The following is a 26,995-nucleotide window of genomic DNA, read 5'->3' on the forward strand; positions in this document are numbered from 1 at the left end:
CGATCATGACGGACGTAGCCAAAGTACAGGACCTGACATGGTACGCGGAGGTACCGCGCTCCATTTGGCAACACACGCTGATCGGTTTCGTGCTGATCGGCGTCACATTCGGCGGCTTCGGTGTCTGGGCCGTTACCGCACCGTTGGCGGCGGCGATCATCGCACAAGGCAGCTTCGTCGCCACCGGCCAGAACAAGGTCATCCAGCATTTCGAAGGCGGGATCATCAAGGAGATCCTGGTCAGCGAGGGCGATCGCGTGACGGCAGACCAGCCGCTGATCCGTCTCGACGAGACGGCCGCGCTCGCCAATGAGCGCCAGTTCTTCCTGCGGCGGGCAAGGCTTGAGGCGATCGTCGCCCGCCTCAATGCGCAGGCGCATGGTCTCAAGGAGATCACATTGCCCGATGTTCTGATATCGCACCTGAAGGACGATCCGGAAATCGCGCCGATCGTGCAAAGCCAGCAGCTCAATTTCCAGACGTGGAGAAGCAAGCTCGATAGCGATATCGGCCTGCTGAAGCGCAACATCGAGAGCCTGGAATTCCGGTCCGAAGGCTTCCAGGAGCAGTTGAAGGCGGTCCGCGAGCAGCGCGCCCTTCTCGACGAGGAATACGCCGGTAAGAAAGTGCTGCTGGCGAAAGACCTGATCCGCAAGACGGAGATCAAGACCATCCAGCGGGCGATCGCCGATGCCGAAGGCCAGATCGGCCGGCTGATGTCGGAAGTCTCCGAAACGGGTGCACAGATCCTGAAGCAGGAGCAGCAGGTGAACCAGACGGAAGAGAGCTACAAGGAGGCGGCTCTCGACGAGTTGCAGAAAGCTGAAGCCGAACTGGACACAGTGCGCGAGCAGTTGCGCGGGGCTACCAACGTGCTGCGCCGCGCCACGATCAACGCCCCGGTGACGGGGACGGTCATCAGGATGCACTACCACACATCAGGCGGCGTCATCGAAAGCGGCAAGCCGATCATGGAAATCCTGCCGGCCGACGTGCCTCTCATCATCGAGGCACAGGTCCTGCGCACCGAGATCGACAATATCAAGGTCGGCGAGAAGGCAACCGTGCGACTGACGGCGCTCAATCAGCGCACGACGCCAGTTCTCAACGGGCAGGTCTTCTATGTGTCTGCCGACGCCTTGCCCGTGCAGACGCAGGACGGGACGCGCGAGGTTTACCTAGCCCGCGTCAGCCTGCCGGCCAGTGAACTCGCACGGGTCCATAACTTTGCCGTGACGCCGGGCATGCCGGCCGAAATCCTCATCCAGACGGCCGAACGGACCTTCTTCGATTATCTTACGAAACCGATCCGCGACAGCATGGCCCGCGCCTTCATGGAAAACTGATCGTGGCCTTTCGACGGTCGTCCGCGGAGCGTGCCAATCGCCTGAGATACAGGCCGTAGCTTCAATTCGCGGCGAAGCAATAGAAGAGGCCCTCGCAACCGGTACCCTTGAAGGCTTCGATGGTGCAGCCTCCCCGCGTCACCTGTTGCGCGCAGGACGCATGGCTGGCTTGCGAAATCCCCGCTACGATTTGGGCGCGATCGCTATATATTCAAAAGCATCGAAGCGATGCACCTCCTCCCGCAGAGCTTCGACAGGCGAACGACCTTCTCCTCCTCCCAAAGGTCGTTTGTGAGATCAGCGCCACTCCTCCTCCCAGGGCTGCTGATCGGTTTTCTAAAGAGCCTGCCGCTCCTCCCGCGGCGGGCTCTTTTGTTTTTCGCCGGATGGAAACCTCACCTTGCGCATATGCACCGGGAGCGACGGCAGGTGCATGGCGCTCTCCAACTTTGCGGAACAAAGCGCCGGCTGGACGGTTGAATATCAAGGAGGTTCCAATGTCTATCCGGCAATTGAAATCCAGTGTGGAACTGAAATCACCGCGATGGGCGTTTCACCACGGCGCGGGGAGCCTTCGCCGGGCGCAAGGCGCTGAGGCGCGCAGCTGGGCGGTAAAGGAAGAACCGCGCGCGCAGGTCGTCGACGCGGGCGACGGCGGCCTGGTAGCTCCCGACCTTGATGCCAGCCTTGAACCGGATCGCAGCCGCCAACCGTCTCCGCACGACTATAGCCGTCCGGCGGTCAAGCTTGGCAAGCTGGGTTCCATCCAGGATATGCGTGACGAGGACTGCTCCGGCGGGCCGGTCTGGCTGGCCGTGCTCGGCGATAATACCAGCGACGCGATGCGGCAGTTCATCGGCCTGGTGCTCGCCTTCATCTTCCTGTCAGCAGTCTTCTTCTGGTTCCTCGCATAGGGCGACGAAAGCGTGCGGGTGACGTTGCCCGATCTCTGCAGTGCCGCGACGGTTGACGCGGGAAGGCCGAACCCTAGATAACCGGCGACACCCCGCCTTCCAACGCCAGCGAGCTCATCATGTACTATAGAACCTTCGGCCGTAGCGGCCTTCGCATATCCGAGATCGGCTATGGTGCCTGGGGCATCGGCAAGAGCCATTGGCGGGGCGCGAGCGACGATGAATCCGCCCGGGCCCTCAACCGCGCGGTCGATCTGGGCGTGAACTTCATCGACACCGCACTCGGGTACGGCCAGGGTCACAGCGAGAGGCTGATCGGGGCTTTGCTGCGTGAGCGGTCGGAGACGATCCATGTCGCCACCAAGATTCCGCCGAAGAATATGCAATGGCCTGCCCGCGCCGGCACGCCGGTCGAGCAGACCTTTCCTGCCGACCATGTGATCGCCTGTACCGAGATGAGCTTGCGCAATCTCGGGGTCGAGACGATCGACGTTCAGCAGTTCCATGTCTGGTCGGATGAATGGGTCGGCCGTGGTGACTGGCTGGAGGGGATCGAGCGGCTGAAGGGTGACGGCAAGATCCGCTACTTCGGCGTCTCGATCAACGACTATGAGCCCGACAATGCGCTGAGGCTGATCGAGACCGGCGTGGTCGACAGCGTACAGGTGATCTACAACATCTTCGAGCAGGCGCCGGAGGAAAAGCTGCTGCCCGCATGCCTTGAACACAAGGTCGGCGTCATTGTTCGCGTGGCGCTGGACGAAGGCGGCCTGACCGGTCAGATCCGCGCCGACACCGTCTTCCCCGAAGGGGATTTTCGCGAGACCTACTTCCGGGGCGAGCGCAAGCGCGAGGTGGAGGAGCGCACGCAGAAGATCGTCGAAGACCTGGAGATCGCGCCCGATGCGCTCGCCGAAACGGCGCTGCGCTTCGTTCTCAGCCACCCCGCGGTATCGACAGTCATTCCCGGCATGCGCTCGGTGCGCAACGTCGAGCGCAATTGCGCCATCGGCGACGGCCTGGGCTTGCCGGATGCTCAGCGCGCAAAGCTGAGCGCCCATCGCTGGCGGCGCAACTTCTACCGGGATTGAGCGGCCTGTTTCGCCCGCCTAGCCGAGGATCGGAGAGTGGCGCGGCGGCTGGATCGATCTTGGTTCGGCCTGCCGATTGCTCGCCGCAACTCGGCCGCCTGGAGGGCGTGCGTCGCGCCGCTGAAACCGTTCTCGCGTCGCCAGATAGGGACGCGATGCTGCTTGCGCTGCATATTGGAGGCGTGAGGCTTCTGGGATTACCGGAATAAGCGCTGGCCGTCGCGAGGGAGCCGCATCGGCCGAGCTCCGTTGGAGGAAAGGCAATGTCGGAAACAGTCAATGTCCGCTACATGGTCGACGACGTAGAGGCGGCGATCGCCTGGTACACGACCCATCTCGGCTTTTCGGTTCTGTCAAATCACGCGCCGGCCTTCGCGGATGTCCAGCGCGGTGCGTTGCGGCTCCTGCTCAGCGGGCCGACAAGTTCTGCGGGCAGGCCGATGCCGGACGGAGAGAAGCCGGGGCCTGGCGGCTGGAACCGCATCCATCTGATTGTCGACGACCTCAAGGCCGAAGTGGAACGGCTGCGCCACGCCGGCGTCACGTTTCGCAACGACATCCTCACCGGTCCCGGAGGGGCGCAGATCCTGCTGATCGACCCCTCCGGAAATGTCGTCGAACTGTTTCAGCCAGCGGGCCGATGACTTTCGCGCCCTGAGCACGTTCGTTGATGCCACGCGTACCGCTGGATGCGAGTGGTGGGTTGGGTCTCAGCCGGCGCTGGTGTCGACCACTTCAAAATCGTGCGTGATTGTCGCGGTCTTGGCGAGCATGGCCGAGGCCGAGCAGTATTTTTCGATCGAGAGGGAGATGGCGCGTTCGACCTTGTGGACCGCCAGCCCGCGCCCCTTGACGATGAAGTGCATGTGAATGCGGGTGAAGACGCGGGGTTCCGTCTCGGCGCGATCCGCATCGAGTTCCACCACGCAGTCCTCAACCGGTTCGCGGCCCTTTTCGAGGATATGGACGACATCATAGGCCGAGCAGCCGCCCGTGCCGATCAGCACCATCTCCATGGGGCTCGGCCCCGGCGTGCGCCCTTCTTCACCGAAGGCGGTTCCCAATACGACTTTGTGGCCGCTTCCAGACTCTCCGACGAAGGTCCGGTCTTCCACCCATTTGACGCGTGCTTTCATGTGTCTCGTCCCGTTGCAGCAATTGCCCGGATCATGGACCAGGGGGTCGATGATCTCCAGTTCACATAACGTCTCGAAGGATTTTCGCAAATGGCCCGCTTCCGCTAAAATGGAGCCTGAGTTCATTTGCACGTGAACAGGGTGAGGATCAGTCGGATGAACGAGACGACCGGAAAATCGGCTGACAGTTCCGGCGCGGTGGTCCATCCGCCGATCGCCTGGGTGTTGGCGGTGGGTGGCGGCCTCGTCCTTGACCGCCTCTACCCGCTGCCGTTTGTGCCCGACGCGGTGCCCGGAGTTGTGGTCGGTGGCATCGTTTTTCTCGCCGGTCTGGCACTGCTGATCTGGTCAGCCATGACCTTCGGGCGGGCGGGAACCGAGATCCAGATCGACCGGCCGACCACCACGATCGTTGAAGCCGGGCCTTACCGCTTCACGCGCAACCCGATCTATACGGGCATGTTCCTCGGCTTGGTCGGCTTTTCCATCGTCTTCGACAGCCTGTGGCTGCTGATCCTGCTGCTCCCCTTCTACCTTGTCATCCGCTATGGCGTCGTCGCCCGCGAGGAAGCCTATCTCGAGCGCAAGTTCGGTGATGTCTATCGCGCTTATAAGGGACGTGTCAGGCGCTGGCTCTAGCTAAATCACGACGATCAGTGAGAGGGGAGGGATGCGAGCGGAAACCGCACGCAGTTTCCTCATCCCGCTCGAGCGTGAACCAGGTACGGAGAGCTTGAAACCGCCCGGAGGGCTTCGGCCAGTCGCTCGATGTCGCGAGGCAACAGCCCGGCAATGTTGATGCGACCACTCGCGGTTCCATAGACACCGAAATCCTCGCGGAGCCGGTTCATCTGGCGCTGGTCGAGCGGCAGCAGCGAGAACATGCCTTTTTGACGGCGCAATGCCTGGAACGTCTCCGGAGCGCCGCAGCGAGCGAGCGCCGCGGTGAGGTCGCGGCGGACCTCGGCGACGCGCCGGCGGCTTGCCTCCAGTTCGGAAAGCCACATTCCGGGGCTTTCGAAGAGGTGCGCGGCAATAGCGGCGCCGTGCTCCGGCGGCATGGAATAGTTGGCTCGCGTGATCCGCTCCAGTGTGGCACGAATGTTGCCGAGCAGGTTTCTCTCTGGCGCGATCACCATCGCCGCACCGGTCCGTTCGCAGTAAAGGCCCATGTTCTTGGAGCAACTTGCCGCGACGAGCACCGTGTCGAGTTCTTGAGCGAAATGGCGCAAGCCCGCGGCATCCTGTTCGATCCCGTCGCCGAAGCCCTGATAGGCCATGTCGATAAGGGGGATCAGTCCTCTCTCCTTGCAGAAGATGGCAAGCCGGCGCCACTGCTCTGATGTCGGATCGATACCGGTGGGATTGTGGCAGCAGCCATGGAGGAGAACCACGTCACCCCGGCGGGCTTCCTCGAGATCTGCGACGACCGCGTTCATATCGAGGCCGGTCTCGTTCTCCTGCCAACGGAACGCCCGCACGATCAGGCCCGCGGCGGTCATGATCGGGCGGTGGTTCACATAGCCGGGATTGGTGTTCCAGACCGTCGCGTGCGGCGAGACGAGCGCGATGAAATCGGCGAGCACGCGAAGCGCGCCAGTGCCACCAACCGTCTGGATCGTGCATTGACGGTCGAGCGCCTCGGCGCCCTCACCGAGAAGGAGTCTCGACATTCCATCGTTGAACGCCAGGTTCCCGGAGAGTGCCCTGTAGGTTTTGGAGGCAGCGGCGGAAGCGAGGCGCGCCTCGGCGTCCTGCACGGCTCGCATCACCGGAGTTTGGCCCGAAGCATCGCGATAGACCCCGACGACGAGGTCGATCTTGTCGCCGCGGCGATCCTGTCGGAATGCGTTGATGAGGGCCCACAACGGATCGGGGTCGGCGATTGGCAGAGCAGCGAGCATGCTTGGGTTCCTGTCGTTCTTGAAATTAATGGCGGTTTGCCAGGATCACGCCTGTGGTGATGACCAGGATGCCGACGGCGGTCGCGAGCGCGAGGCCCTCGCCGAGGATCGGAATGGCCATCAGGCTTGCAAGCGCCGGTGCGAGTGAGCCGAGCGTCGCGCTTCTGGCGGCGCCGAGCCGCGAGATCGCAAAGGCGTAGCCGACGGTCGAGACGAGACCGACGCCGAGCCCCTGGACCAGGATGAAGGGCAGGGCCTGGTGCCACGAAAATTGCCCGATATGCGTGGTGACGGCGCCCGTGAAGAGCAGCGGGACGAGGATGACGAGCGAGCCGATGGAGAGCAGCAGACCGTTGCTGATCGCATCCACGCCGGTGCGGCGAAGGCCGATCGTATAGGCGCCCCAGATAAGGCTCGCGATCAGCAGCAGCCCGACGCCGCGCAGTGTCTCGGTCGTTACCGCATGCTGCTGCCCGGCGACGATGCCGATGACGCCGGCAAGGATCAGCGCGAGTGGCAGCCAGCGCTTCCTCGCAATGCTTTTTCGCTCGAGCAGAAGCGCGAGCAAGGCAACGGAAAGCGGCGTCGTTCCGGCAACCAGCGCGCCGACATAGGCCGCGGATGTCGCCTTGGCGCCCTCGGAGACGATGAAGAAGAACGGCACGCCGCCAAGCAAGACCAGAGCCGCATCCCGGAGCTTGACCTGGCGAAGGGCAGAGAGCCGCTGAGGGATAGCTGGCAGCAAAGCGATGATGGGGATCGCGAAGCGGATGACGGCAACGTCGGCGGTGGCGAGCGGCGACGCCCCGATCGCCCGCATGGTCAGCGCAAAACCCGCCCAGACCAAGACGACGATGGAGAGCACGACGTAGCCGGTTGCCGTTGGTGTCAGCCATCCGGTTCTCGATTGCTGGAAATCTGACGTCACATCGGTCATGCGGAGCCTCGCTGTCTGGATGGCTCACATGATATGCTTCTCAGGCTGTCGATTTCTTGCTATTTCACTGGCCAAGCACATGGATTTTGGCAGAATCTGCCAACTGGGAGGGGTGAATGGACGAAAAGGACAGGCAGATCATCTGGGCGCTGCAGAAGGACGGCCGCCTTTCCAATCAGGACCTTTCCGAGAAGGTCGCGCTGTCGCCGTCGCCGTGCCTCAGGCGGCTGCGTTTGCTCGAGGAGGCGAAGATCATCAAGGGCTATACGGCGATCGTCGATGAGGAGGCCTATGGTCTGCCGATCACGGCCTTCGTCCGCATCCGCCTGGAGCGCCACTCCGAAGCCTCCGTCGCCGCCTTCGAACGCAAGGTGAGAACAATCGACAACATCCAGGATTGTTACGTCATGACCGGCGAGGCGGACTACCTGCTGCGTGTCCTGGTGACAAGCCTCAAGGATTACGAACAGTTCGTCCGCACGCAGTTGCACAACATCGAGGGCATTGCGGCGATCGATACGAGCTTTGCCTATGGCACGGTCAAGCGCGCGACCGTCTTTCCGCGTCTGTGAGCGGCCAACGAGTGCCGGGCCTCGTCACGCCGCCCAGCGCCGGAAGATGACGCTGGCGTTGACGCCACCGAACCCGAAGCCGTTGGAGATGGCATGATCGAGCGGCATCTTTCGTGCCGCCCCAGAGACGATGTCGATGCCGTCGGCAGCCGGATCCGGCGTTTCAAGGTTGAGCGTCGGCGGCACCGTCTGGTCGCGCAGCGCAAGCACGGTAAAGACTGCCTCCAGACCACCGGCTGCGCCCAGCAGATGTCCGGTCGCGGATTTCGTCGCGCTGACGGCGATTTCTCCGTTGCGGCCGAAGACCGATTTGATCGCCTCGATTTCGCCCCTGTCGCCGACGGGCGTCGATGTGGCATGGGCATTGAGGTGACGGATATCGCCTGGCCGAATGCCGGCCTGGGCAATGGCGATCTCCATGGCTCGCCGGGCACCCGCACCGTCCTCCGGGCCCGAGGTGATGTGGTGGGCATCGGCCGTCGTGCCATAGCCGACGAGTTCGGCGATCGGCGTCGCGCCGCGCGCCAATGCGTGCTCCAGCGCCTCGATCACGACGATGCCGGCGCCTTCACCCATGACGAAGCCGTCGCGATCGACATCGAACGGTCGCGAGGCGCGATGAGGCGTCTCGTTGAATCCGGTCGACAGGGAGCGAGCGGCGGCGAAGCCGCCGAGGCTGATGGTGTTGATGCAGGCTTCCGCCCCGCCGCAGATCGCGATATCCGCCTCGTCAGCGCGGATCATCCGGGCCGCATCGCCGATTGCCTGGACACCTGCGGCGCAGGCTGTTACCGGCGCGCCGATCGGCCCTTTGAAACCGTGACGGATCGAAACCTGGCCGGCGGCGAGGTTCACGAGAAACGAGGGCACGGTGAAGGGCGAGAGCCGCCGCACACCGCGCTGGTCGACCGTGCGGACCGCCTCCGAGATTGCCGGGAAGCCGCCGATGCCGGACGCGATCACCGTGGCCGTGCGCTGCTGTTCGATCGCGCTTGCAGGCCTCCAGCCGGACTGCTCGATTGCCTCTTCCGCCGCCGCCAGCGCCAGCAGGATAAAGCGGTCCATCTTGCGCTGATCCTTCGGCGGAACGATCCGATCGGGATCGAAGCCAGCGGCGGCGTCGTCGGCAAGGGTGGGCACCGTCCCGCCGATCTTGCTGCCAAGGTCCGCGACGACCTCATCCGGCAGACGCCGAAGCCCCGAGTGTCCGGCAAGAAGCCGCGACCAGCTTGCCTCTACGCCCGCTGCCAAAGGGCTGATGGCCCCCATTCCTGTTACGACGATGCGACGCATCTATTCTCCTGACCTAGGTTTACACAGCCCGAACGGAAAACCATTCGTGTTGTTGCGAAATTGCTCTGGTATGCGGGGCGCAACGGGCGTGCAGCAGCGCGGATGCCCCTTTTGATCCTCAGTGCTCTCAGCGTGGGCGCTCGATGGCGATCGCAGTGGCCTCACCGCCGCCGATACACAGGGCCGCGACGCCTTTCGAAAGCCCCCGGCGTGCCAAGGCGTGAAGCAGGGTCACGATCAGCCGCGCGCCGGTGGCACCGATCGGATGACCGAGCGCGCAGGCGCCGCCATTGACGTTCAGCCGGTCGCGGGCGATGCCAAGGTCCTTGGCCGCGGCCATGGCGACGACGGCGAAGGCTTCGTTGATTTCGAAGAGATCAACGTCATCGACGCTCCAGCCGGTCTTTTCCAATAGCTTGCGGATCGCGGGAATAGGCGCAGTGGTGTACCAGGCGGGTTCCTGACTATGCGTCGCATGCGCCCTGATTTCAGCAAGGATCGGCATGCCTTCGCGCTCGGCGATCGAGCGGCGGGTCAGGACGAGAGCGGCAGCGCCATCGGCATTGGCCGACGCGCTGGCGGCCGTGATCGTGCCATTGGCGCGAAAGGCGGGTTTCAGGTTCGGGATCTTTTCGGGCGACACTTTCAGCGGATGTTCGTCGCTGTCGATGACCTTGTCTGCCCCCTTGGCAGCGACGATGATCGGTGCGATCTCGTCGGCAAAGGCACCGGTTTCGATCGCGGCGCGGGCACGTGTCAGCGTCTCAACCGCATAGGCGTCCTGATCCGCGCGGCTAAACCCATAGGCTTCGGCCGCCGCCTCGCCGAAATCGCCCATCGGCCGGCCGGGCTCATAGGCATCTTCCAAGCCATCGAGCATCATGTGGTCGAAGATCCGGTCGTGCCCGGCGCGATAGCCGGCCCGCGCCTTGGGGAGCAGATAGGGCGCGTTCGACATAGACTCCATGCCGCCGGCGACCGCGACATCGATCGATCCGGCGAGAATGAGATCATGTGCCAGCATGGTCGCCTTCATGCCGGAACCGCAGACCTTGTTGATCGTGGTGGCGCCGACGGCATCGGGCAGGCCGGCGTGGCGGGCGGCCTGCCTGGCCGGTGCCTGTCCCTGGCCAGCGGGAAGCACGCAACCCATCAACACCTCGTCCGGCCGATCGGGCGAGAGTTGTGCCCGTTCAAGTGCGGCGCGAATGACGTGGGCGCCAAGTATGCTCGCCTGGGCCGGTGCCAGATCGCCAAGAATGCGGCCAAGCGGCGTGCGCACCGCCGATACGATGACGATCGGATCAATGAGACTGGACATGTCGAAACCTTTCCGGCTGGAAAATGACGGTGCGGTGCCCGCCGCTCACTGAGGCAGATGTTGGGACGCGTCCCCGGTAGAGGGTTCCGGAAACAGATGGTCCGTGGCCGCCTTCAGGAACCTATTGGAGAGTTGCGCGTCGTCGACGGCCCGAGACAGCATCAGTGCACCGACCATGGTCGAGAGCGCGACGATCGATTGGTCACGCGCCTCCTGTCCCGGCGCAGGCGTCATCATGCCATCGAGAATATCGAGATGGCTTTCGACGCCGGCCTCGAAAACCTGGCGAAGGGCCTTGCCGCGGCGGGCAGCCTCCGGCGCGAGCGCTGCCAAGGCGCATCCGTCCGCCTTTTCATGGCGGTGCGCATCCGACAGGTAGAAGCGGAGCAGGGCGCGAAGCGGTTTGCTGACCGCTTTGGAGACGACCCCGGTCCAGTTCGCCACGCCCTTCTCCAAGGCCTTGGAGGAGGCCTGGACGATGAGGTCGTCCTTGGATTCGAATTGCTTGTAGAAGCCGCCTTGGGTCAGGCCGGCGCCCTTCATCAGGTCGTTCAGGCCGATGCCGTCGAAGCCTTTCTCCCGAAAGAGGCGACTGGCGACGTCGATGACCGTTCGGCGGTTTTCCTCCGCCTGTGCGCGGCTCACTCTCATGGCCTGCTCCCTTCAGGAAAATGCGACAGCCAGAATATATTGCGATCACCATCTATTCGTCAAGCATAGATGGTGATCGCAATCTCAACGGCCGCTTGAGTGGCCGCCGAGGGCGCTTCAGGCGCCTAGCCGCACACCGGTCATCGTCTCGCTAATGAACCAGAGCCGCTCGGCTGCCCCTCGATCGACGGCATAGGCCTCGACACCGGAGAGGCGGGCAGATGTCGTATGGCGCGCGATCGACCAGGGTGTGTTCGGGGGAAGCTGCGGGGCGATATCAGAGTCCAGGCAGAACACCCCGCCCTTGCCGTCAAGCTGCGGGCTGGTCGCGCACCAGACCTGGGTGGCGGCCCCTTGCGCCGGCGTCTTCAGGTCGCGCGACGGGTCGAGGATCGGTTCGCCCTTGTCGTCCAGCGCACCGTGCGCCTGCAAAGTCTCGACCGAGAGATGGCGGGTCAGCCCGGTTCCGACGATGCCGCCCGGATGCAGGGAGAAGGCACGAATCCCGTGACCCTTGCCGCGTGCGTCGAGCGCCGTGGCAAAGAGAACATTCGCCGTTTTCGACTGGCCGTAGGCGAGCCACGGATCATAGGCGCGGCGCTCGAAATTGATATCGTCGAACATCACGGGCGAAAAGCGGTGCCCGGCGGAAGATACGGAAACGACGCGCGCGCCTTGTGCCCGCCGCATCGCCGGCCAGAGCCGCGCAACCAGTTGGAAATGGCCGAGATGGTTCGTAGAGAATTGCAGTTCGTTGCCGCGCGCGTCACGCGTCAGTTCATCGACGGCCATGATACCGGCGCTGTTGACGAGGATATGGAGCGGCAGGCCGGAGGCAAGGAAATCGTCAGCGAAAGAGTCGATCGAGGCCGGATCGGTTAGGTTCAACGGTCGCACTTCTATCCCGGCTGCAACCTCTGCGATCGACTTGCGGGCGCGTTCGACGTCGCGAGCCGGCACGACCACTTTGGCGCCAGCCTGCGCAAAGGTTCGTACAGTCTCGAGGCCAAGGCCGGAATAGCCGCCCGTGACGATGGCGATCTTGCCGGTGAGGTCGATGCCGCGGATGACATCCGATGTGGTCGAGGCGGCGGTGAAGCCGGAGTTGATGGGCTCTTGCAAGATGGACATGGTGGGTCTCCAGTTGATGCGCCCTGGAGATATTCATCATCCCACGAATTATGAATGCTTGAGAATCCGCAGTTCTTTCGCCATAGTTCAGAAATGGACCGAGATCCGCTTTCCTCCATCCTGTCGCTGATCGAAGCCCGAGCGGTCTATGCCGGCGGTTTCAGTGCCGGCGGCGATTGGGCTATCCGCTTTCCGCCGCCGGAAAAGATCAAGTTCTTCGCCATTGCCCGCGGGGCCTGCCTGCTTGCTGTCGATGGCCTCGGCGATCCGTTGCAGCTTGCTGCCGGCGACGTCGTGCTGCTTTCGGCAGCGGCTCCGTTTACGATTGCCAGCGCAGAGGGGATTTCCCCCATCGATGCCTGTGATCTCTATACCGAAGGCAAGCGCATGGCGTCGCTGGGGCAGGGCGAGGATTTCCTGTTCATGGGCGGCCATATCGACCTCGGCACTGCGAGCAGCCGGCTGCTCGTCGACAATCTGCCGCTGGTTATTCACCTGCAAAGCGACGATGCCGGGGCGGGTCAACTGCAATGGCTGATCCGGGAACTGGTGCAGGAAACGATGGAGAGCACACCCGGCGCGGATGCCGCGCGCACGGGCCTCGCCCATCTGATGTTTCTGCAGATCCTCAGGGGGTACCTTTCACGTGAGCGCGGCGTCGATGTCGGCTGGCTGCGTGCCGCCTGCGATCCCAAGCTGGCGCCGGCGCTCTTACTGATGCATGGCGACCCGACCCGCAACTGGCACTTGCCGGAGTTGGCGCGCGCCGCGGCAATGTCGCGTACGGCCTTTGCCACCTATTTCAAGACCGTCGCAGGCATCGCCCCGCTCGGCTATCTCGCCGAATGGCGCATGCGGCTGGCAGAGCGAAAGCTACAGGATGGTGGCCAGTCGGTGGCAATGGTCGCGCAGTCAGTCGGCTACGCCTCGGAAGCCGCCTTCAGCACTGCGTTCAAACGTATCATGGGCCGCTCGCCGCGGCAGCGCACGAACAACGCTGGCGGTTTGGTCAACTCTCGCCGAGCGCGCTCTGACCGGCAGCCCAACGATGGCCCTACGCATCCGGCAGGGTGAAGACGGCGCAAGGTGTCGCGATGCCGCGCAAGGTGTGATCGCCGAGCGGCAGGAGCGGCGTCGAAGTCGCTGCGGCGACGGCGCCAGAGACCAGCACAGGCCGGCCGAGCGGCCGGCACAACCCCTCTAGGCGGCTGACGAGATTGACTGCCGAACCGATGGCGGTGAAATCGAGCCGGTCGGCTGCGCCGATGTTGCCCCAGAGAATGTCGCCGAGATGCAGGGCCACGCCGAAGGAGAGCGGCGCCAGACCCTCGGCCTGCCGCGTCTGATCGAGATGCGCCATGCCGGCGCGAGCGGCCGTGACCGCGCGCAAAGCCGCATCACAGGCTTCGGTCGGCGAACCAGTGACCGGAAAAATCGCCAGGACGCCATCGCCGATGAATTTCAGCACCTCGCCGCCGAAGGCATGGATCGCGCCGGCCACGCGATCGAACCAGGCGTCGAGTGCCGCGATCACCAAAGCGGGTTCCGTCGCTTCGGACAGAACGGTGAAATTGCGCAGGTCGGCGTAAAACAATACTGCGCGAATGGTTTCCCCGGTTCCGCGGGTGAGCGCCCCGGCCCGGACGCGGGCGGCGCTGCGGCGGCCGAGATAGGCTTCGAGCAGCGCAGCGAGCGCTGCCCGCTCGACAAGAGCGGCCAAGGGGGCAGCGGCGAAGCGGGCGACCTGACGAAGCTTTGCCGTCTCGGCCGGGTCGAAAGGGCGGGTGCCGGCCCAGCCGAGCATCGCCCGCTCCGTTCCCGAACCGGTCGATTGTTCCAGCACCGGCCCCAGCCCGGTCAGCCAATCTTGACCTGCCCGATCGGAGACTGCACCCGCAAAGCCCAGGCTCTCGATCACCACGCCAGTCTCTGCCCGCCACAACCAGCTACGGCGAGCGATGATCGGGTGCGGCACGGAAAGGGTGAGCGCACCGCCGGCAAGCGGCAGTTCGTCGGCGACAAGCAGACGTCCAAGCTGCGCCAGGAAACGGTCCGGTTCAGGCGCGGCGCTCGCTTCATCCACCAGCCAGGCGAGGGGTGCGGACAAATCCATGCCGGAATGATAGCGCCGGGACCCGTTCGGGCAAGAGCCATACCGGTGGCGCCATTGGCCGCGCGGGTCTATGATCGCAGCAGCCCGGGTTCCGTGCTTCCTCTCTTAAGAACCGGCGGGCAGGCCAAACAGCAAAGGGAAGACCGATGCAGGAAGCCCTCGTCGTCCGCCGCGAAACGCATATTCAGGCACCGCCTGCCGCCGTCTTCGCTCTCCTGACCGATCCGGAGAAGATCCTCCGCTGGATGGGAACGGAAGCCGATACCAAGGCGGAGCCCGGCGGTCTCTACCTCGTCAACGTGACCGGCGCTCGGTTTGCTCGCGGATCCTTCCGTGAGGTGGTGCCGGTGCATCGGCTCGCCTACAGCTTCGGCTGGGAGGGCAGCGACATCGTCCCGCCCGGTTCCAGTCTGGTCGAGATCGACCTGATCGAACAACCGGATGGAACGTTGCTGCGTCTCACCCACACGGGATTGCCCAATTCCGAGCAATGCGCCGGCCATGCGGAAGGTTGGGCGCACTATCTGGAGCGCTTGGGGCAGGTCGCGTCGGGGCGAGATCCCGGGCCGGATCCATGGCTCGGCCGCGACGGCGGCAGCAGCTGACCACTCTCCCCGATCAGACACATCGGCAAAAGCGCATCCGGCGTGACATCCGCCGCCGACGCGTACTGCATGTCTCCTTAAATCGACCTCGATTTAAGGACGAAGACATGCAGCAAATCAAAGTGCTACAGCGACCTTTGCGCGTCTGATAAGACGCGCGGCGCTGTAGGTATGACGGCCTTCGTCGGCATTGTAGCGCTCGGCGAAATACCGGCACCGGCTCCCGCAGGTCGTGGAGGGAACGCTACTTCTGCGCCTGCTCCGCAGGCATCGGCTTGACCGGAGCGCCGGGGAAGATCTTCTGCAGGTTTCCGGCGATCACCCGATCGCCCTCCGAAACCCCCGACGTCAGGCCGATGAGGCTGCCGCTCGTCGGGCCAAGGGAGACCAGCCGCTGTTCGACCGTGTCGCCCTTGCCGACGACATAGACGTATTTGCCGAGCTGGCTCGAACCGAGCGCCGTTTCCGGCACCATCAGCACGTTCTGCTCATCCCTGATCTTTAGCCGCACGCGGACATATTGGCCTGGGAGCAGGGTCAGGTCCGTGTTGTCGATCGTCACGCGCGCCACGACCGTCCCGGTATTGCCCTCGACCGAGTTGTTGATGAAGCTGAGGTCGCCGCGATAGCGCGGCTCGGTATCGCCGGGCAGAAGCACTTCGGCCTCCACCTTGCCTTTCGTCCGAGCCTGCTGGATGTCGGCGAGCTCGGATTCGCTCGGGTTGAACGAGACGTAGATCGGCGAAAGCTGCACCAGGTTGTTGAGCGGAGTTCCGGTCGTGTTGCTGACCAGCGTACCCTCCGGTGCCTGGTTGCGGCCCAGGCGGCCGGCGAAGGGAGCGTGGATCTCGGTGTAATCGAGGTTGATCTCCGCGGTGCGAACCGCCGCCCGCGACATGGCGAGCGCCGCCTCCGCCTGATGCACGGCACTCTGGCGCTGGTCGAAACTGTCTTTGTCGAGATAGCCTGTGGTCGCGAGCTCGTTGCCGCGCGTGAGATTGGAACGAAGGTAGGCAAGCGATGCCTCATCGCGTTCGACCTGGGCCTTTGCCTGATCGAGTTGCGCGCGGTAATCGCGGGCGTCGATCCGGTAGAGAAGGTCGCCTTGCTTGACGTCCGCGCCGTCAGGTACCGCCTGTGACTCGATATAGCCGGTGATTTTGGCGCGAAGCGTCACGTTGCGGATCGCCTCGGTGCGCGCTGAATAGTCGAAATAGATCGGGACCGTCTTTTTGACGACCGACGCGACGGGAACGGGCATCGCCTGCTGCGGCGGCCCCACCGCTGCGCCGGCATCGCCGCCTTTGATCTCAAAGCCCCCGTTCTTGTAATGATAGGCCGCGACGAGGGCGGCACTCACGACCGCTGCGGCAAGGACCAGTTTCGAACCACGCATCTCAGGCTCCAATTCCTATTCCGCCGCCTCCGGCTCTTGGCTCGCACCCACGGGCTTTGACGAGACCCCCTCCCGCCATTGCTCGATGACCGCGTAGAAGACCGGGACGAAAATGAGTGTGAGAATGGTCGCCGCCAGCATACCGCCGAAGACCGTGGTGCCGATCGACTGGCGGCTGGCGGCCCCCGCGCCCCTGGCGTACATCAGCGGCAGCACGCCGAGGATGAAGGCGAAGGCCGTCATCAGGATCGGCCGTAGGCGCAGGCGCGCTGCTTCCGCAGCCGCGGCGACCACATCCAGCCCTTCCTCGCGCCGGCGACGGGCGAATTCGACGATCAGGATGGCATTCTTGGCAGCAAGTCCTACCAGCATCACGAAACCGATCTGCGAATAGACGTCGATCTGCATTCCGCGCAGCCACAGCGCCGAAAGCGCGCCCAGGAGCGCGAGCGGCACCGAAAGCAGCACCATGAACGGCATCGACCAGCTTTCATACTGGGCGGCCAGGATCAGGAAGCAGAAGACGAGTGCGAGCGCAAAGACGAGCGCGGCGATCGAGCCTGCCCGGATCTCCTGATAGGTAATGCCGGTCCACTCGAATGTGTAGTCCCGCGGCAGCGTCGTACGGGCAACGCGCTCCATTGCCGCCACTGCCTGGCTAGAGCTGAAGCCGGGCGCTGCCGCACCGTTGATCAGCGCCGACGGGTAGTTGTTGTAGTGGGTGACGGTCTCGGGGCCGACCGTCGGCCTGAAGGTCCCAAGCGTGTTGAGCGGCACCATTTCACCCCGGGTGTTGCGCACATAAAGGCGCGAAAGATCCGTGGCCGAAGCCCGGGCGGCCTGGTCGGCCTGCAGCGTCACGCGGAACGTGCGGCCGAAGAGGTTGAAGTCGTTGACATAGAGCGAGCCGAAATAGATCTGCAGCGTGTTGAAGATATCAGGCAAAGTGAGCCCGAGGAGCTTTGCCTTGTCGCGGTCGAGGTCATAGTCGAATTGCGGGCTCGACGTGCTGAAGGTGGTGAAGAGCTGATAGGGGTTGATCTCGGGCTGCTTGCGCGCCTCGGCAATCAGTGCCTGCGTTGCGTCGTTCAGCGCTTGGGCGCTGCGTCCGCCCAGGTCCTCCACCTGAAATTCGAAACCGCCCGTAGCGCCAAGGCCCTGGATCGATGGCGGATCGAAGGCGAGCACGAGGGCGTCCGGGATCTGCAGGAGCTGCGGCTGCACGGCCTGGCGGAGCGCCGAGGCGCCCTGTTCCGGCGGCCGCTCGTCCCATGGTTTCAGCACGGCGAATTGCACGGCGGAGTTCGATTGGGCGGCGAAGGACAGGAAATTGAAGCCGACGACGGAACCGACGAAATCGACGCCTGCGGTGCCGCGGAGGATTTCCTCGGATCGCTGCGCGACGGCCTCGGTGCGTTCGAGCGAGGCGCCATCCGGAAGCTGGATGACCACGAAGAAATAGCCCTGGTCCTCGACCGGCAGGAAGGTCGACGGGGTGCGCTGCCATAGCGCGTAGGTGGAGCCGATCGCCAGCAGGAAGAGGGCAAACAGTGCCCAATGCCAGCGCACGAGCCCGGCGACGCTGCGCGCATAGCCGTGCGACAACGCATGGAAGCCGGTGTTGAACCAGCGGAACGGTGCAAAGCGCGGTTCGCCGCGATAGCGCAAAAAGGCGGCGCTCAACGCCGGGCTGAGGGTCAGCGAATTGAAGGCGGAGAAAGCCACCGAAATCGCGACCGTCAAGGCGAACTGATTGTAAAGGCTACCGGCGACGCCCGGAATGAAGGCAACCGGCACAAAGACGGCGAGAAGCACGGCCGTCGTCGCGATGATCGGACCCGTCACCTCCTGCATGGCCTTGCGTGTGGCGGCAAGCGGCGGCAGGCCGGACTCCAACTGCCTTTCGACGTTTTCGACGACGACGATCGCATCATCCACCACGAGGCCGATGGCGAGCACCATGCCGAGCAGGCTCAGCATGTTCAGCGAGAAGCCCAGCAGATACATGACGACGAGGGTCGCGATCAGCGAGACTGGAATGGCGATCGTCGGGATGATCGTGGTGCGCAGGCTCTGCAGGAAGAGGAAGACGACGAAAACGACGAGGGCCAGGGCCTCGAGCAGCGTGAAGACGACGTCCTTCATCGCCGCCGAGACGAACCGCGTGGTGTCGTAGAACATGTGATAGGCGATGCCTGCGGGGAAGCGCTGCGAAAGCTCGTCCATTTTCGCCTGCACGCGGCTCTGCAGATCGAGCGCGTTGGAACCCGGCGCCTGGAACACGGCAAGCACCACGCTCTCCTTGCCGTTGAAGGTGACGGAGGACGAATAGAGCAGTGCCCCGAGTTCGATGCGCGCCACATCGCGCAGCCTGGTCGTCGCCCCGGTCGTCTGGTCGGCCCGCAGCACGATATCGCCGAACTGCGAGGGGTCGCTCAACCGGCCGAGCGCATTGATCTGCATCTCGAAAGGCGTGCCGGCTGGCGCCGGCGATTGCCCGACCTTGCCGCCCGCGACCTGGATGTTCTGCTCGGCGATGACGTTCTGGACGTCGACGGCAGTGATGCCGAGATTGGCCATGCGGTCGGGATCGAGCCAGACGCGCATCGAATAACGGCGCTCGCCGAAAAGCTGGACGTCGCCGATGCCGGGCAGGCGCTTCAGTGGATCGAGTATCTGCAGGTAGGCGTAGTTGCTGACCGAGGCGAAATCGACCGAATTGTCCGGCGAATCCAGGCTCACCAGCACGGTGAAATTGGGGATCTGCTTGGCGATGGTGACGCCGGTCTGGTTGACGAGCGCGGGAAGCGAGGATGCCGCCTGCGAGACGCGGTTCTGCACGTCGAGCGCCGCGACGTCGATCGGATAGCCCACCTCGAATGAGATGATGATCCGCGACGAACCGTCGTTCGAACTCGTCGAGGTCATGTAGAGCATGCCCGGCACGCCGTTGATCTGCTGTTCGAGCGGCGTCGTCACCGTGTCGGCAACCACCTGGGCGCTGGCACCCGGATAATTGGCGGCGACGACGATCTGCGGCGGCGTCACGTCGGGAAACTGCGAGATCGGCAGCAGGAAATAGCAGATGCCGCCAGCGAGCGTCATGATGATCGCTATCGCCGATGCGAAGATCGGCCGGTGAATGAAGAAGTCGATCATGGCAGGATCGATCCTTTTGGAGCGCCGCCAGCCCGTCGGGCGGCAAGTCGGAACGTTTTGAAACCGGTCACGCGCGCGCCTGCCACGCAGACCATCAGGTCAGCGACGTATTTTCCAGCCTTAAGCCCATCCAGCATGCGCATTGTCAGGCTCCAGCACGAGATCATGATGGGCCGGATCGACCCAAATCACGAGCGTTATCGAATTTTAAAAGTCTCTTCGGTGTGCGCTCTGGATAGAAGACGTCTGACGACCGCGCCCGCCGACACTGCGCTAGAATTATTTTCGGTTACCGCCGTCTCTGAAAGGGCCTTTGCGGCAAGCGGCCATTCCTCGACGTGCCGCGCTGGCGAAAATGTTACTGGTCGGTAACATCGCTGCATGTTATCGACCAATGCCAGGGCGTCAAGGGGCAAGATTTTCCCCGCCGACCACGCCGGGCCAGTGCGATGACAACGGATACCTGCAAGCCATCACGTCGTTCGCCACGCGATCGTATCGTCGCGGCTGCGCGTGACCTCTTCCGCCGGCACGGCATTCGCGGGACCGGCGTCGATGCGATCGCCGATGCCGCCGGCAGCAACAAGATGACACTCTACCGCCACTTCAATTCGAAAGACGAGTTGATCGTCGAATGCCTCCGCCACGCGGGAATGGAGATGGACCACTTCTGGCGCGAACTGGAAGACGCGTATCCCGGCGACGGGATGGAACAGCTCAGGGCCTGGGTCCGGCGGATTGCCGAGCATCTCGGTGACGACAATTGCCACTGCGAATTGATGAACGCCGCCGTCCAGCTTACGGACGAGGATCATCCCGGGCGCTCGGTCATCCGGATGTTCAAGGATGCGCAGCGTGACCGTGTCGTGGGGCTTTGCCGCAGGGCCGGCATCGCCGATGCGGACCTGCTTTGCGACACGCTGCTGCTTTTGATCGAGGGCGCGCGCGCCGCTCAGCAAAGCAGCGGCGCCGAAGGGCCAAGCGCCCGCTTTGCGGAGATCGCCGACGCGGCGATTCTGTCCTTTGCCGGGAGCCGCGCTGCTTTGGAATAGGTGGTGAGGCCGCTGCGGAGATTTCAGTCGGCCATGATCGAACTCGCGACAACAAGCGGTGCGCCGGCGCTGCAGTTTATGCAGGAAAGGTCAGCCGCACAAACTGCTGCTGTCTTCCGATGATCACGATATTGAGACGGGAGACTTGTGCCTGACCGCGCTCCTCCGGGGTGGCCCGTTGGGACGCTCTATCCCCGACACTCGGCAACTGCTGCCGAATGCCGGCGGCTACAGCGCCGCGCATCGGACCAGACGCGCAAAGGTCACTGTAGAATTTTGATTTTCTGCATGTTTCCGTTGGTAAATCGAGGTCGATTTAGGAGACATGCAGTAGTGACAACCGACACTCCGCTGCATCATATCGCGACTTCAGGCAGCGATCGGCGAAAGCCATGACGCCGATGCAAGCGACCAAAGGTCGGAGAGACCAGATTGGTGCCGCGGGTCATCCGGTAACATTCCTTTTCGCAGCGCGTGCCTTGCGCGACATGGGCGACGGCTTCGTGGGGATATTTCAGGCAATGGCTGGTTGGGGCAGTTGAGGCGCCAGCTTGCTCGGCCCGTTCAATCTCGCGCGAGCTTGCCGGTGAACGAAGCGGTCGTTCTCACATTGTATGCAATTGTAGGGCAGTCCCCTTCGGGCATCTTTTGCTGATCAGGGTCGATTTGGCCGCTTCGTACCCGCAGCATTGCCGAGGTCTTGCTTCGGCAAGCGTCGGGAGATGGCACTTTCGTAGCCATTTCGGGCCATCGTAATCGGCGAATTTTCACTCAATGTTCAAACGTGTCTTCAATATAAAATACGATATTGACGCCAGATTGCATACATGAGAGAGTCTTTTTGTCTATACAAAACGGTGTGGAGGCCGATTGTGTCGACGGCGCGAGGAGCGCCAAAAAGGAGGAGAAAATCCATGTCAGTGAAGAGACGTACGTTCCTGCAAGGGGCGGCCGGCGCTATCGGTTTGGCCATCGCGCAGGGTGCTTTGTCGAAGATCGCCTATGCGCAGGGAGCGGCCGGCACGCTCCGGGTCGCCATCGCCAAGCCCGCCGGCAACCTCGATCCGCAGAGCCACTACGCCATCTGGGCGATCCAGGACCTGATGTTCGAACCGCTCGTGAAATATGGCAAGGGTGGCCAGATCGAGCCGTGCCTTGCAACCGACTGGAAGATCGAGGACGGCGGCAAGACGCTGCATCTGACGTTGCGCCAAGGTGTGACGTTCCAGGACGGCACCAAGTTCGATGCCGCCGCGTGCAAGTGGAACCTCGAGCGCTGGATGGGTCTCGACCAGTTCAGCTGGATGAATTGCTCCAAGCACTTCCAGTCGCTGGACGTTGTCGACGACTACCACATCACCCTGCATTTCAAGGAGCCGGTCCTCGCGCTGATGCAGGAGCTTTCCTACACGCGACCGACGCGCTTCCTTTCGCCCAAATCGGTTGGCGCCGACGGCAAGTTCAAGGATCCGGTCGGAACGGGACCGTGGGTCCAGATTAGCGCCGACGACGCCCAGAGTGTCTTCGAACACTATGACGGCTATTGGGGCGACAAGCCGACTTATGAGCGTCTCGAGGCCAAGGTCATCCCCGATGCGCGGTCGCGGGTTGCGGCGTTGCGTGCCGGCGAGATCGATCTCATCGGCGGTTTCTGGATCGCGCCATTGACCCCAGAGGAGGGCAAGCAACTCGAGTCAGCCGGCTTCAACGTCGTTGTCGATCCGGGCAACGTCACGCTGGTGATGGCGTTCAACCCCGACCGTGCCGAGGCGCTCAAGGACCCGCAGGTGCGCAAGGCCGTCAGCATGGGCATCGACCGCGCGGCGATCTCCAAGGTGCTCTACCACGGCTACGCCAAGCCCGCCGGCAACATGTTCTCCGCCGCTCTGCCCTATGCCGGGACGCAATATGATGCGCCCGTCCGCGACGTCGCGGCTGCATCGGCGCTGCTCGAAAAGGCCGGCTGGACGGGAAACCCCATCCGATCGAAGAACGGCAAACCGCTGACGCTCGAACTGGTCGTCAGCCCGGATGCGGTGCCGGGATCGCGCGTGATCGCCGAAGTCATCCAGTCGGAGATGAAGGAGATCGGCATCGACCTGGTGATCCGCTCGGTCGACCATGCCTCCAAACACACCGACATGCTGGAGCAGAAGTACGATCTCGGCTTCTTCCTGACCTATGGCGCGCCTTACGATCCGTTCGGCTCGATTGTCGGGCTGTGCCTGTCGACTTTCAAGAATGACGTCGAGGGCAAGCTGGTCACCGATCCGACCAACCTGGACCCGTTGATCAATGCGGCGATGGCTGCGACCGGCGACCAGATCCAGCCGACCATTCAGAAGGTCTTTGACTGGCTCAGGGACAATGACGCGATTGCGCCGCTGGTCTACGTGCCGAGCATCTGGGCGCATTCCAAGCGAGTCCAGGGCTTTGGCAGTCCGGTCACCGAATATGACATGCCTTATGAAAACATCGTATTGGCCGAATAGCGGGAGGGTGCCTTGATCCACTTCATCAGCAAGCGGCTGAAGCACTCCCTGGTCCTTTTGTTCATGGCGTCCCTGGTTTGCTTCACACTCGTCGTGTCGGCACCCGGCAATGTTGCCGTCCTGATTGCCGAACTGCGGGGAGCCGTCGCCACGCCTGGTTACGTTGAACAGGTTGAGGAAGAGATTGGACTGAACAAGCCACTGCTGATGCGCTACGTGGATTGGCTTGGTGACGCTGTTCGCGGAGATTTCGGTATCTCCTATAGAACCGGTCAGGACGTCAGTGCGGATCTCGCAAACCGGATGCTCGTGACCGGAACGCTGATTGCGGGTTCGGCCGTGATCGCCACCCTCATCAGCATGGCTCTGGGATTTCTCGGTGCCTTCTGGCCCTACAGACTGCCGGACCGCGTCTCGCGCGGTCTGGCGCTCCTTGGCGCGTCCACACCGACGTTCTTCGTCGGCGCTCTGATGATCTACGCCTTTTCCGTCACCTTGCAGCTCCTGCCCTCGTTCGGTTTCGAGGGTCCGAAAAGCTGGATCCTGCCTTGGCTCACTATCGCGGTCTTGCCAGCGGCCGTACTCAGTCGCGTTGTGCGGGTGGGCCTGGAAGAGGCGATGACCAGCCCCTTCGTTCTGACCGCAAAGAGCAAGGGTCTCGGTCGCACCGCCATATTATTCCGCGAAGCGTTGCCCAACATCACGCCGATCTTCATCAACGCGCTCGGCACCCAGGTCGGCTTGATGACCGCGACGGCAATCATCGTCGAGCCGTTGTTCGCCTGGCAGGGCGTGGGGGACTACTTCCTCGCTGGCGTACGCTTCCGTGATTTCATGGTGGTGCAGGCGTGCCTGCTCATCTTTCTCACTTTCTTCATCGTGGTGAACCTGGTCGTCGATCTGGCAGTCCTGCTGACCGATCCGCGCATCCGCCGCCAATGGAGCTGACCATGAACATGCTCAATCCCATTCTGGCCCGGTTGAACAAAATGCCGCGCGCGGCGCTGATCACCATCGGCCTCTTCGTTGCTCTGGGAACCTTCGCGCCCTGGCTTGCACCCCAGGATCCGAGCACTCAGAACCTGCTGGACGCTGGACTTGGCCCGTCCGCCGCCCACTGGCTCGGAACCGATCACCTCGGACGCGATACCTTCAGCCGCTTGATCATCGCCGCAAACACCTCGCTCGTCAGCGTCGGTTCCGTTCTCGGCGTCGCCATGACCATCGGCATCCTGCTCGGAACGATCGCCGGTTATCATCGCGGCTGGGTCGACGACCTCCTTATGCGCGTCGTCGATGTCGGCCTATCCGTGCCGAGCCTGATCATCTCGCTGGCGGTGATCGGCATTGTCGGCCCTGGATACTGGACGATGGTGCTGGCGCTGGCGCTCGCCTGGTGGCCGATGAGCGGCCGCATCAGCCGCGCGGTTGCCGTCAGCATCATGAGCAAGCCGCATATCGAAGCCTTGCGGGTACTGGGCGCCAGCCCCTGGCGCATCTATTTCGGCCACCTTCTGCCTGGCACGATCGGCTCGGTGATGGTCTATGCGACGGCCGATGCTGGCACCGCCGCACTCGCCGTCGCGACGCTGAGCTTCCTCGGTCTCGGCATCCAGCCGCCGACGCCGGAATGGGGTCAGATGCTCGTGGATGCGCTGCCCTATCTCGAATCCGACCCGCGCCAGGTTCTGCTGCCGGGCCTCGCCCTCACGGCCGCCGTTATCGGCTTCAACACGCTTGGGGAATCCATCGCGCTCAACCGCATTCCGAAACCGCTCACCCGGCGCATGCTGGCAATCCGTCGTGCCGAGGTCGCAAGCTGGGGCAAGGAGAATTCCGATGCATGACGAACCCCTCCTGAACGTCAGCAATCTGACCGTCAATTTGCTGACTGCGAAATCGGCGGTTCGCCCCGTCGACGGCGTCAGCTATTCGGTCCGCCAGGGTGAGTGTCTCGCCATCGTCGGCGAAAGCGGCAGCGGCAAGACGGTGATGAACTTCGCACCGCTCGGCCTGATGCCAACAGGCGTGACGACGATGCTCTCCGGTTCTGTCAAGCTGGAGGGCCGCGAACTGATCGGCTTGCCCGAAGCAGAGATCCAGAAGCTGCGTGGCAAGTCCGTCGGCTTCATCTTCCAGGACCCGATGAGCGCCCTCAACCCGGTGCGTCGGATCGGGCGGCAGATTGCCGAGATGGCCGAACTGCATCTGGAGATGACGCCGAGGGCCGCGGAAGCGCGGGCGTTGGAACTGGTGAAGCTCGTCGGCATATCCGATCCCATGGCACGGCTCCGGCAATATCCGCATGAGCTCTCCGGCGGCTTACGGCAACGCATCGTCATTGCCATTGCGCTTGCCGGCGAACCGAAGCTGTTGATTGCCGACGAGCCGACGACCGCACTCGACGTCACGGTACAGGCGCAGATCCTGCGATTGCTGAAGGACGTGCAGCGTCGGCTGAACATGGCGATGGTGCTGATTACCCACGACATGGGCGTCGTGGCGGGCGCGGCCGACAACATCGTCGTCATGTATGCCGCGCGCGCCGCAGAATGTGGTCCGGTGGACAAGGTTCTGGTGAGCCCGCGTCACCCCTACACCCGGGGCCTGATCAACGCGATCCCGAGGCGGGAGGACCCGATCGGTTCGCAGTTCCGGGGGCTTCCCGGCATCCCGCCGACGCTCGGTGCACCGATCAAGGGCTGTGCCCTTGCGCCGCGCTGCGAACTGGCCGTTGAGGCATGCGGCGACAGCCGCCCGCCGCTGGTCCGGTCCGACGACAGCGCCGTTCTCGTGGCTTGCCCCGTCGTCAATCAAGGAAAGGCTGCCGCATGACACAAGCCCCCGTTCTCAAAGTCGAAAACCTGCAGACGCGCTTCAAGAGCGTTCAGCGGGGCAAATATGTGCATGCCGTCGACGACGTCTCGATCGAACTCTATCCAGGCGAGATCGTCGGCTTGGTCGGTGAATCCGGCTGTGGCAAGTCGACCCTCGGGCGCACCATCGTCGGGCTCGAGAAGGCAAGCAGTGGCCGCGTTCTGCTCGACGGCGTCGATCTCAGCGCCCTCTCCGGAGCTGCCCTGCGTGACAGCCGCCGGGCGCTGCAATACGTCTTTCAGGATCCCTATTCGTCGCTCAACGATCGTCAGACGGTGGGCGAGGCGATCGACGAAGCGCTCGTGATCGCCGGCACCCGGTCACCGGAAGAGCGCGATCGTCGTACGAAAGAACTCCTGGATCAGGTGGGTCTCGCATCTGCGGTCAGGGACCGTCATACGCGCGAGCTTTCGGGAGGTCAGCGCCAGCGCGTGGCGATTGCGAGATCGCTCGCCGTGAACCCGCGGGTGCTGATCTGCGACGAGCCCGTGAGCGCCCTTGATCTTTCGATCCGGGCGCAGGTGATGAACCTCTTCCTGCGCTTGCAGAAGGATCTCGGCGTCGCATGTCTTTTCATTGCCCATGATCTTGCGCTGGTGCGGCAGGCGGCCTCACGCGTCTACGTCATGTATCTCGGCAAGATCGTCGAACATGGGCCGTCCCAGGAGCTTTACGACCGTCCGAGCCACCCCTATTCGCAGATGCTGCTGGCTTCGGCTCCCGAGGTGGATCCCCGGATCGAAAAGAACCGCAGGGGACCGCTGATGATCGGGGAGGTGCCAAGCCCGACAAATCCGCCGTCCGGCTGCCGGTTCCGAACGCGCTGCCCTCTTGCCGTCGACGATTGTGCCAAGGCGCTGCCACCATCCCGTGTGCTTTCGCCGGGTCATACGGCGGCCTGCACCTTCGCGGCGGATCTTCATCGCGGTAAGCGATCGGCTCTCCTTCAGCAGGAGGTGTCGGCCGCATAGAGCCGGGAAAGGCTTGCCGATGCGTTGCTCTCCA

General features: G+C 63.4%; 24 protein-coding genes. 14 read left to right on the forward strand and 10 right to left on the reverse strand.

The features are described 5' to 3' along the window. Positions 1-5 precede the first annotated feature (5 nt). The 4 genes from ACQ5BM_RS07505 (at position 6) to ACQ5BM_RS07520 (ending at position 3,995) form a co-directional block, all read left to right on the forward strand. Positions 6-1,346: an HlyD family type I secretion periplasmic adaptor subunit gene (locus ACQ5BM_RS07505; protein ID WP_429809701.1), complete on the forward strand. Its 1,341-nt coding sequence runs from the start codon at positions 6-8 to the stop codon at positions 1,344-1,346. Positions 1,347-1,843: 497 nt separating this feature from the next. Then, complete coding sequence (locus tag ACQ5BM_RS07510; protein WP_429809703.1) at positions 1,844-2,260, forward strand: hypothetical protein; 417 nt, start codon at positions 1,844-1,846, stop codon at positions 2,258-2,260. A gap of 119 nt (positions 2,261-2,379) precedes the next feature. After that, positions 2,380-3,351, forward strand: coding sequence for an aldo/keto reductase (locus tag ACQ5BM_RS07515; protein ID WP_429809704.1), 972 nt, complete (start codon positions 2,380-2,382; stop codon positions 3,349-3,351). A 263-nt stretch (positions 3,352-3,614) separates the two neighbouring features. Next, positions 3,615-3,995 (forward strand): VOC family protein, encoded by a 381-nt coding sequence (locus ACQ5BM_RS07520; protein ID WP_429809706.1) that lies wholly within the window; start codon positions 3,615-3,617, stop codon positions 3,993-3,995. Positions 3,996-4,061: 66 nt separating this feature from the next. Here the strand turns inward: ACQ5BM_RS07520 and ACQ5BM_RS07525 are convergent, their stop codons facing one another. Continuing rightward, positions 4,062-4,487: an OsmC family protein gene (locus ACQ5BM_RS07525; RefSeq protein ID WP_429809707.1), complete on the reverse strand. Its 426-nt coding sequence runs from the start codon at positions 4,485-4,487 to the stop codon at positions 4,062-4,064. A gap of 156 nt (positions 4,488-4,643) precedes the next feature. On the opposite strand from ACQ5BM_RS07525, the gene ACQ5BM_RS07530 reads away from it, so the two are divergent. Further along, positions 4,644-5,126 carry a methyltransferase family protein gene (locus tag ACQ5BM_RS07530; protein WP_429809709.1) on the forward strand — a complete coding sequence of 161 codons (483 nt, stop codon included), beginning with the start codon at positions 4,644-4,646 and terminating at the stop codon, positions 5,124-5,126. Positions 5,127-5,185: 59 nt separating this feature from the next. On the opposite strand, the gene ACQ5BM_RS07535 is transcribed toward ACQ5BM_RS07530, so the two are convergent. After that, positions 5,186-6,391: an aromatic amino acid transaminase gene (locus tag ACQ5BM_RS07535; protein ID WP_429809711.1), complete on the reverse strand. Its 1,206-nt coding sequence runs from the start codon at positions 6,389-6,391 to the stop codon at positions 5,186-5,188. Between the two features lie 25 nt (positions 6,392-6,416). Next, entirely contained in the window at positions 6,417-7,328 is a 912-nt protein-coding gene (locus tag ACQ5BM_RS07540; protein ID WP_429809713.1) for a DMT family transporter, read from the reverse strand. Between the two features lie 116 nt (positions 7,329-7,444). Between ACQ5BM_RS07540 and ACQ5BM_RS07545 the strand changes: the two genes are divergently transcribed. Further along, the gene (locus ACQ5BM_RS07545; RefSeq protein ID WP_173518946.1) at positions 7,445-7,900 is read left to right on the forward strand and encodes an Lrp/AsnC family transcriptional regulator; all 456 of its coding nucleotides are present in this window, start codon (positions 7,445-7,447) and stop codon (positions 7,898-7,900) included. Between the two features lie 24 nt (positions 7,901-7,924). Here the strand turns inward: ACQ5BM_RS07545 and fabF are convergent, their stop codons facing one another. The 4 genes from fabF to ACQ5BM_RS07565 form a co-directional block, all read right to left on the reverse strand. Continuing rightward, positions 7,925-9,193, reverse strand: a complete 1,269-nt coding sequence (gene fabF / locus ACQ5BM_RS07550) for a beta-ketoacyl-ACP synthase II (protein WP_429809715.1) — start codon at positions 9,191-9,193, stop codon at positions 7,925-7,927. 127 nt (positions 9,194-9,320) lie between these two features. Beyond that, on the reverse strand, positions 9,321-10,514 hold the full coding sequence (locus ACQ5BM_RS07555; RefSeq protein WP_429809716.1) for an acetyl-CoA C-acyltransferase: 1,194 nt from the start codon (positions 10,512-10,514) through the stop codon (positions 9,321-9,323). A 45-nt stretch (positions 10,515-10,559) separates the two neighbouring features. Continuing rightward, the gene (locus tag ACQ5BM_RS07560) at positions 10,560-11,165 is read right to left on the reverse strand and encodes a TetR/AcrR family transcriptional regulator (protein WP_429809718.1); all 606 of its coding nucleotides are present in this window, start codon (positions 11,163-11,165) and stop codon (positions 10,560-10,562) included. Positions 11,166-11,282: 117 nt separating this feature from the next. Then, entirely contained in the window at positions 11,283-12,296 is a 1,014-nt protein-coding gene (locus tag ACQ5BM_RS07565) for an oxidoreductase (RefSeq protein ID WP_429809720.1), read from the reverse strand. A gap of 54 nt (positions 12,297-12,350) precedes the next feature. Here ACQ5BM_RS07565 and ACQ5BM_RS07570 point away from each other — a divergent pair, with 54 nt between their 5' ends. Further along, positions 12,351-13,370 (forward strand): AraC family transcriptional regulator, encoded by a 1,020-nt coding sequence (locus ACQ5BM_RS07570; RefSeq protein ID WP_429809721.1) that lies wholly within the window; start codon positions 12,351-12,353, stop codon positions 13,368-13,370. Here ACQ5BM_RS07570 and ACQ5BM_RS07575 read toward each other — a convergent pair. Beyond that, the gene (locus ACQ5BM_RS07575; RefSeq protein WP_429809723.1) at positions 13,351-14,409 is read right to left on the reverse strand and encodes an adenylate/guanylate cyclase domain-containing protein; all 1,059 of its coding nucleotides are present in this window, start codon (positions 14,407-14,409) and stop codon (positions 13,351-13,353) included. The two genes, ACQ5BM_RS07570 and ACQ5BM_RS07575, sit on opposite strands and share 20 nt — an antisense overlap. Before the next feature lie 146 nt (positions 14,410-14,555). Between ACQ5BM_RS07575 and ACQ5BM_RS07580 the strand changes: the two genes are divergently transcribed. Next, entirely contained in the window at positions 14,556-15,014 is a 459-nt protein-coding gene (locus ACQ5BM_RS07580) for an SRPBCC family protein (protein ID WP_429809725.1), read from the forward strand. A 244-nt stretch (positions 15,015-15,258) separates the two neighbouring features. On the opposite strand, the gene ACQ5BM_RS07585 is transcribed toward ACQ5BM_RS07580, so the two are convergent. Both ACQ5BM_RS07585 and ACQ5BM_RS07590 read right to left on the reverse strand, forming a co-directional pair. Further along, on the reverse strand, positions 15,259-16,410 hold the full coding sequence (locus tag ACQ5BM_RS07585; protein ID WP_429809726.1) for an efflux RND transporter periplasmic adaptor subunit: 1,152 nt from the start codon (positions 16,408-16,410) through the stop codon (positions 15,259-15,261). A gap of 15 nt (positions 16,411-16,425) precedes the next feature. After that, entirely contained in the window at positions 16,426-19,569 is a 3,144-nt protein-coding gene (locus ACQ5BM_RS07590) for an efflux RND transporter permease subunit (protein WP_429809728.1), read from the reverse strand. A 449-nt stretch (positions 19,570-20,018) separates the two neighbouring features. On the opposite strand from ACQ5BM_RS07590, the gene ACQ5BM_RS07595 reads away from it, so the two are divergent. From ACQ5BM_RS07595 to ACQ5BM_RS07620, 6 genes are all read left to right on the forward strand, one after another. Beyond that, entirely contained in the window at positions 20,019-20,621 is a 603-nt protein-coding gene (locus ACQ5BM_RS07595; RefSeq protein ID WP_429809730.1) for a TetR/AcrR family transcriptional regulator, read from the forward strand. A gap of 914 nt (positions 20,622-21,535) precedes the next feature. Beyond that, positions 21,536-23,113, forward strand: coding sequence for a nickel ABC transporter substrate-binding protein (locus tag ACQ5BM_RS07600; RefSeq protein WP_429809732.1), 1,578 nt, complete (start codon positions 21,536-21,538; stop codon positions 23,111-23,113). A gap of 12 nt (positions 23,114-23,125) precedes the next feature. Continuing rightward, positions 23,126-24,061, forward strand: a complete 936-nt coding sequence (locus ACQ5BM_RS07605; RefSeq protein ID WP_429809733.1) for an ABC transporter permease — start codon at positions 23,126-23,128, stop codon at positions 24,059-24,061. After that, positions 24,052-24,960: an ABC transporter permease gene (locus tag ACQ5BM_RS07610; protein ID WP_334197833.1), complete on the forward strand. Its 909-nt coding sequence runs from the start codon at positions 24,052-24,054 to the stop codon at positions 24,958-24,960. Before ACQ5BM_RS07605 ends, ACQ5BM_RS07610 begins: the two co-directional genes overlap by 10 nt. Beyond that, positions 24,953-25,948, forward strand: coding sequence for an ABC transporter ATP-binding protein (locus ACQ5BM_RS07615; RefSeq protein ID WP_429809735.1), 996 nt, complete (start codon positions 24,953-24,955; stop codon positions 25,946-25,948). Before ACQ5BM_RS07610 ends, ACQ5BM_RS07615 begins: the two co-directional genes overlap by 8 nt. Beyond that, on the forward strand, positions 25,945-26,961 hold the full coding sequence (locus tag ACQ5BM_RS07620) for an ABC transporter ATP-binding protein (protein WP_429809737.1): 1,017 nt from the start codon (positions 25,945-25,947) through the stop codon (positions 26,959-26,961). Before ACQ5BM_RS07615 ends, ACQ5BM_RS07620 begins: the two co-directional genes overlap by 4 nt. Positions 26,962-26,995 lie beyond the last annotated feature (34 nt).

It is taken from the genome of Ensifer sp. B1-9 (assembly GCF_050474445.1).
Taxonomy (GTDB): domain Bacteria; phylum Pseudomonadota; class Alphaproteobacteria; order Rhizobiales; family Rhizobiaceae; genus Ensifer.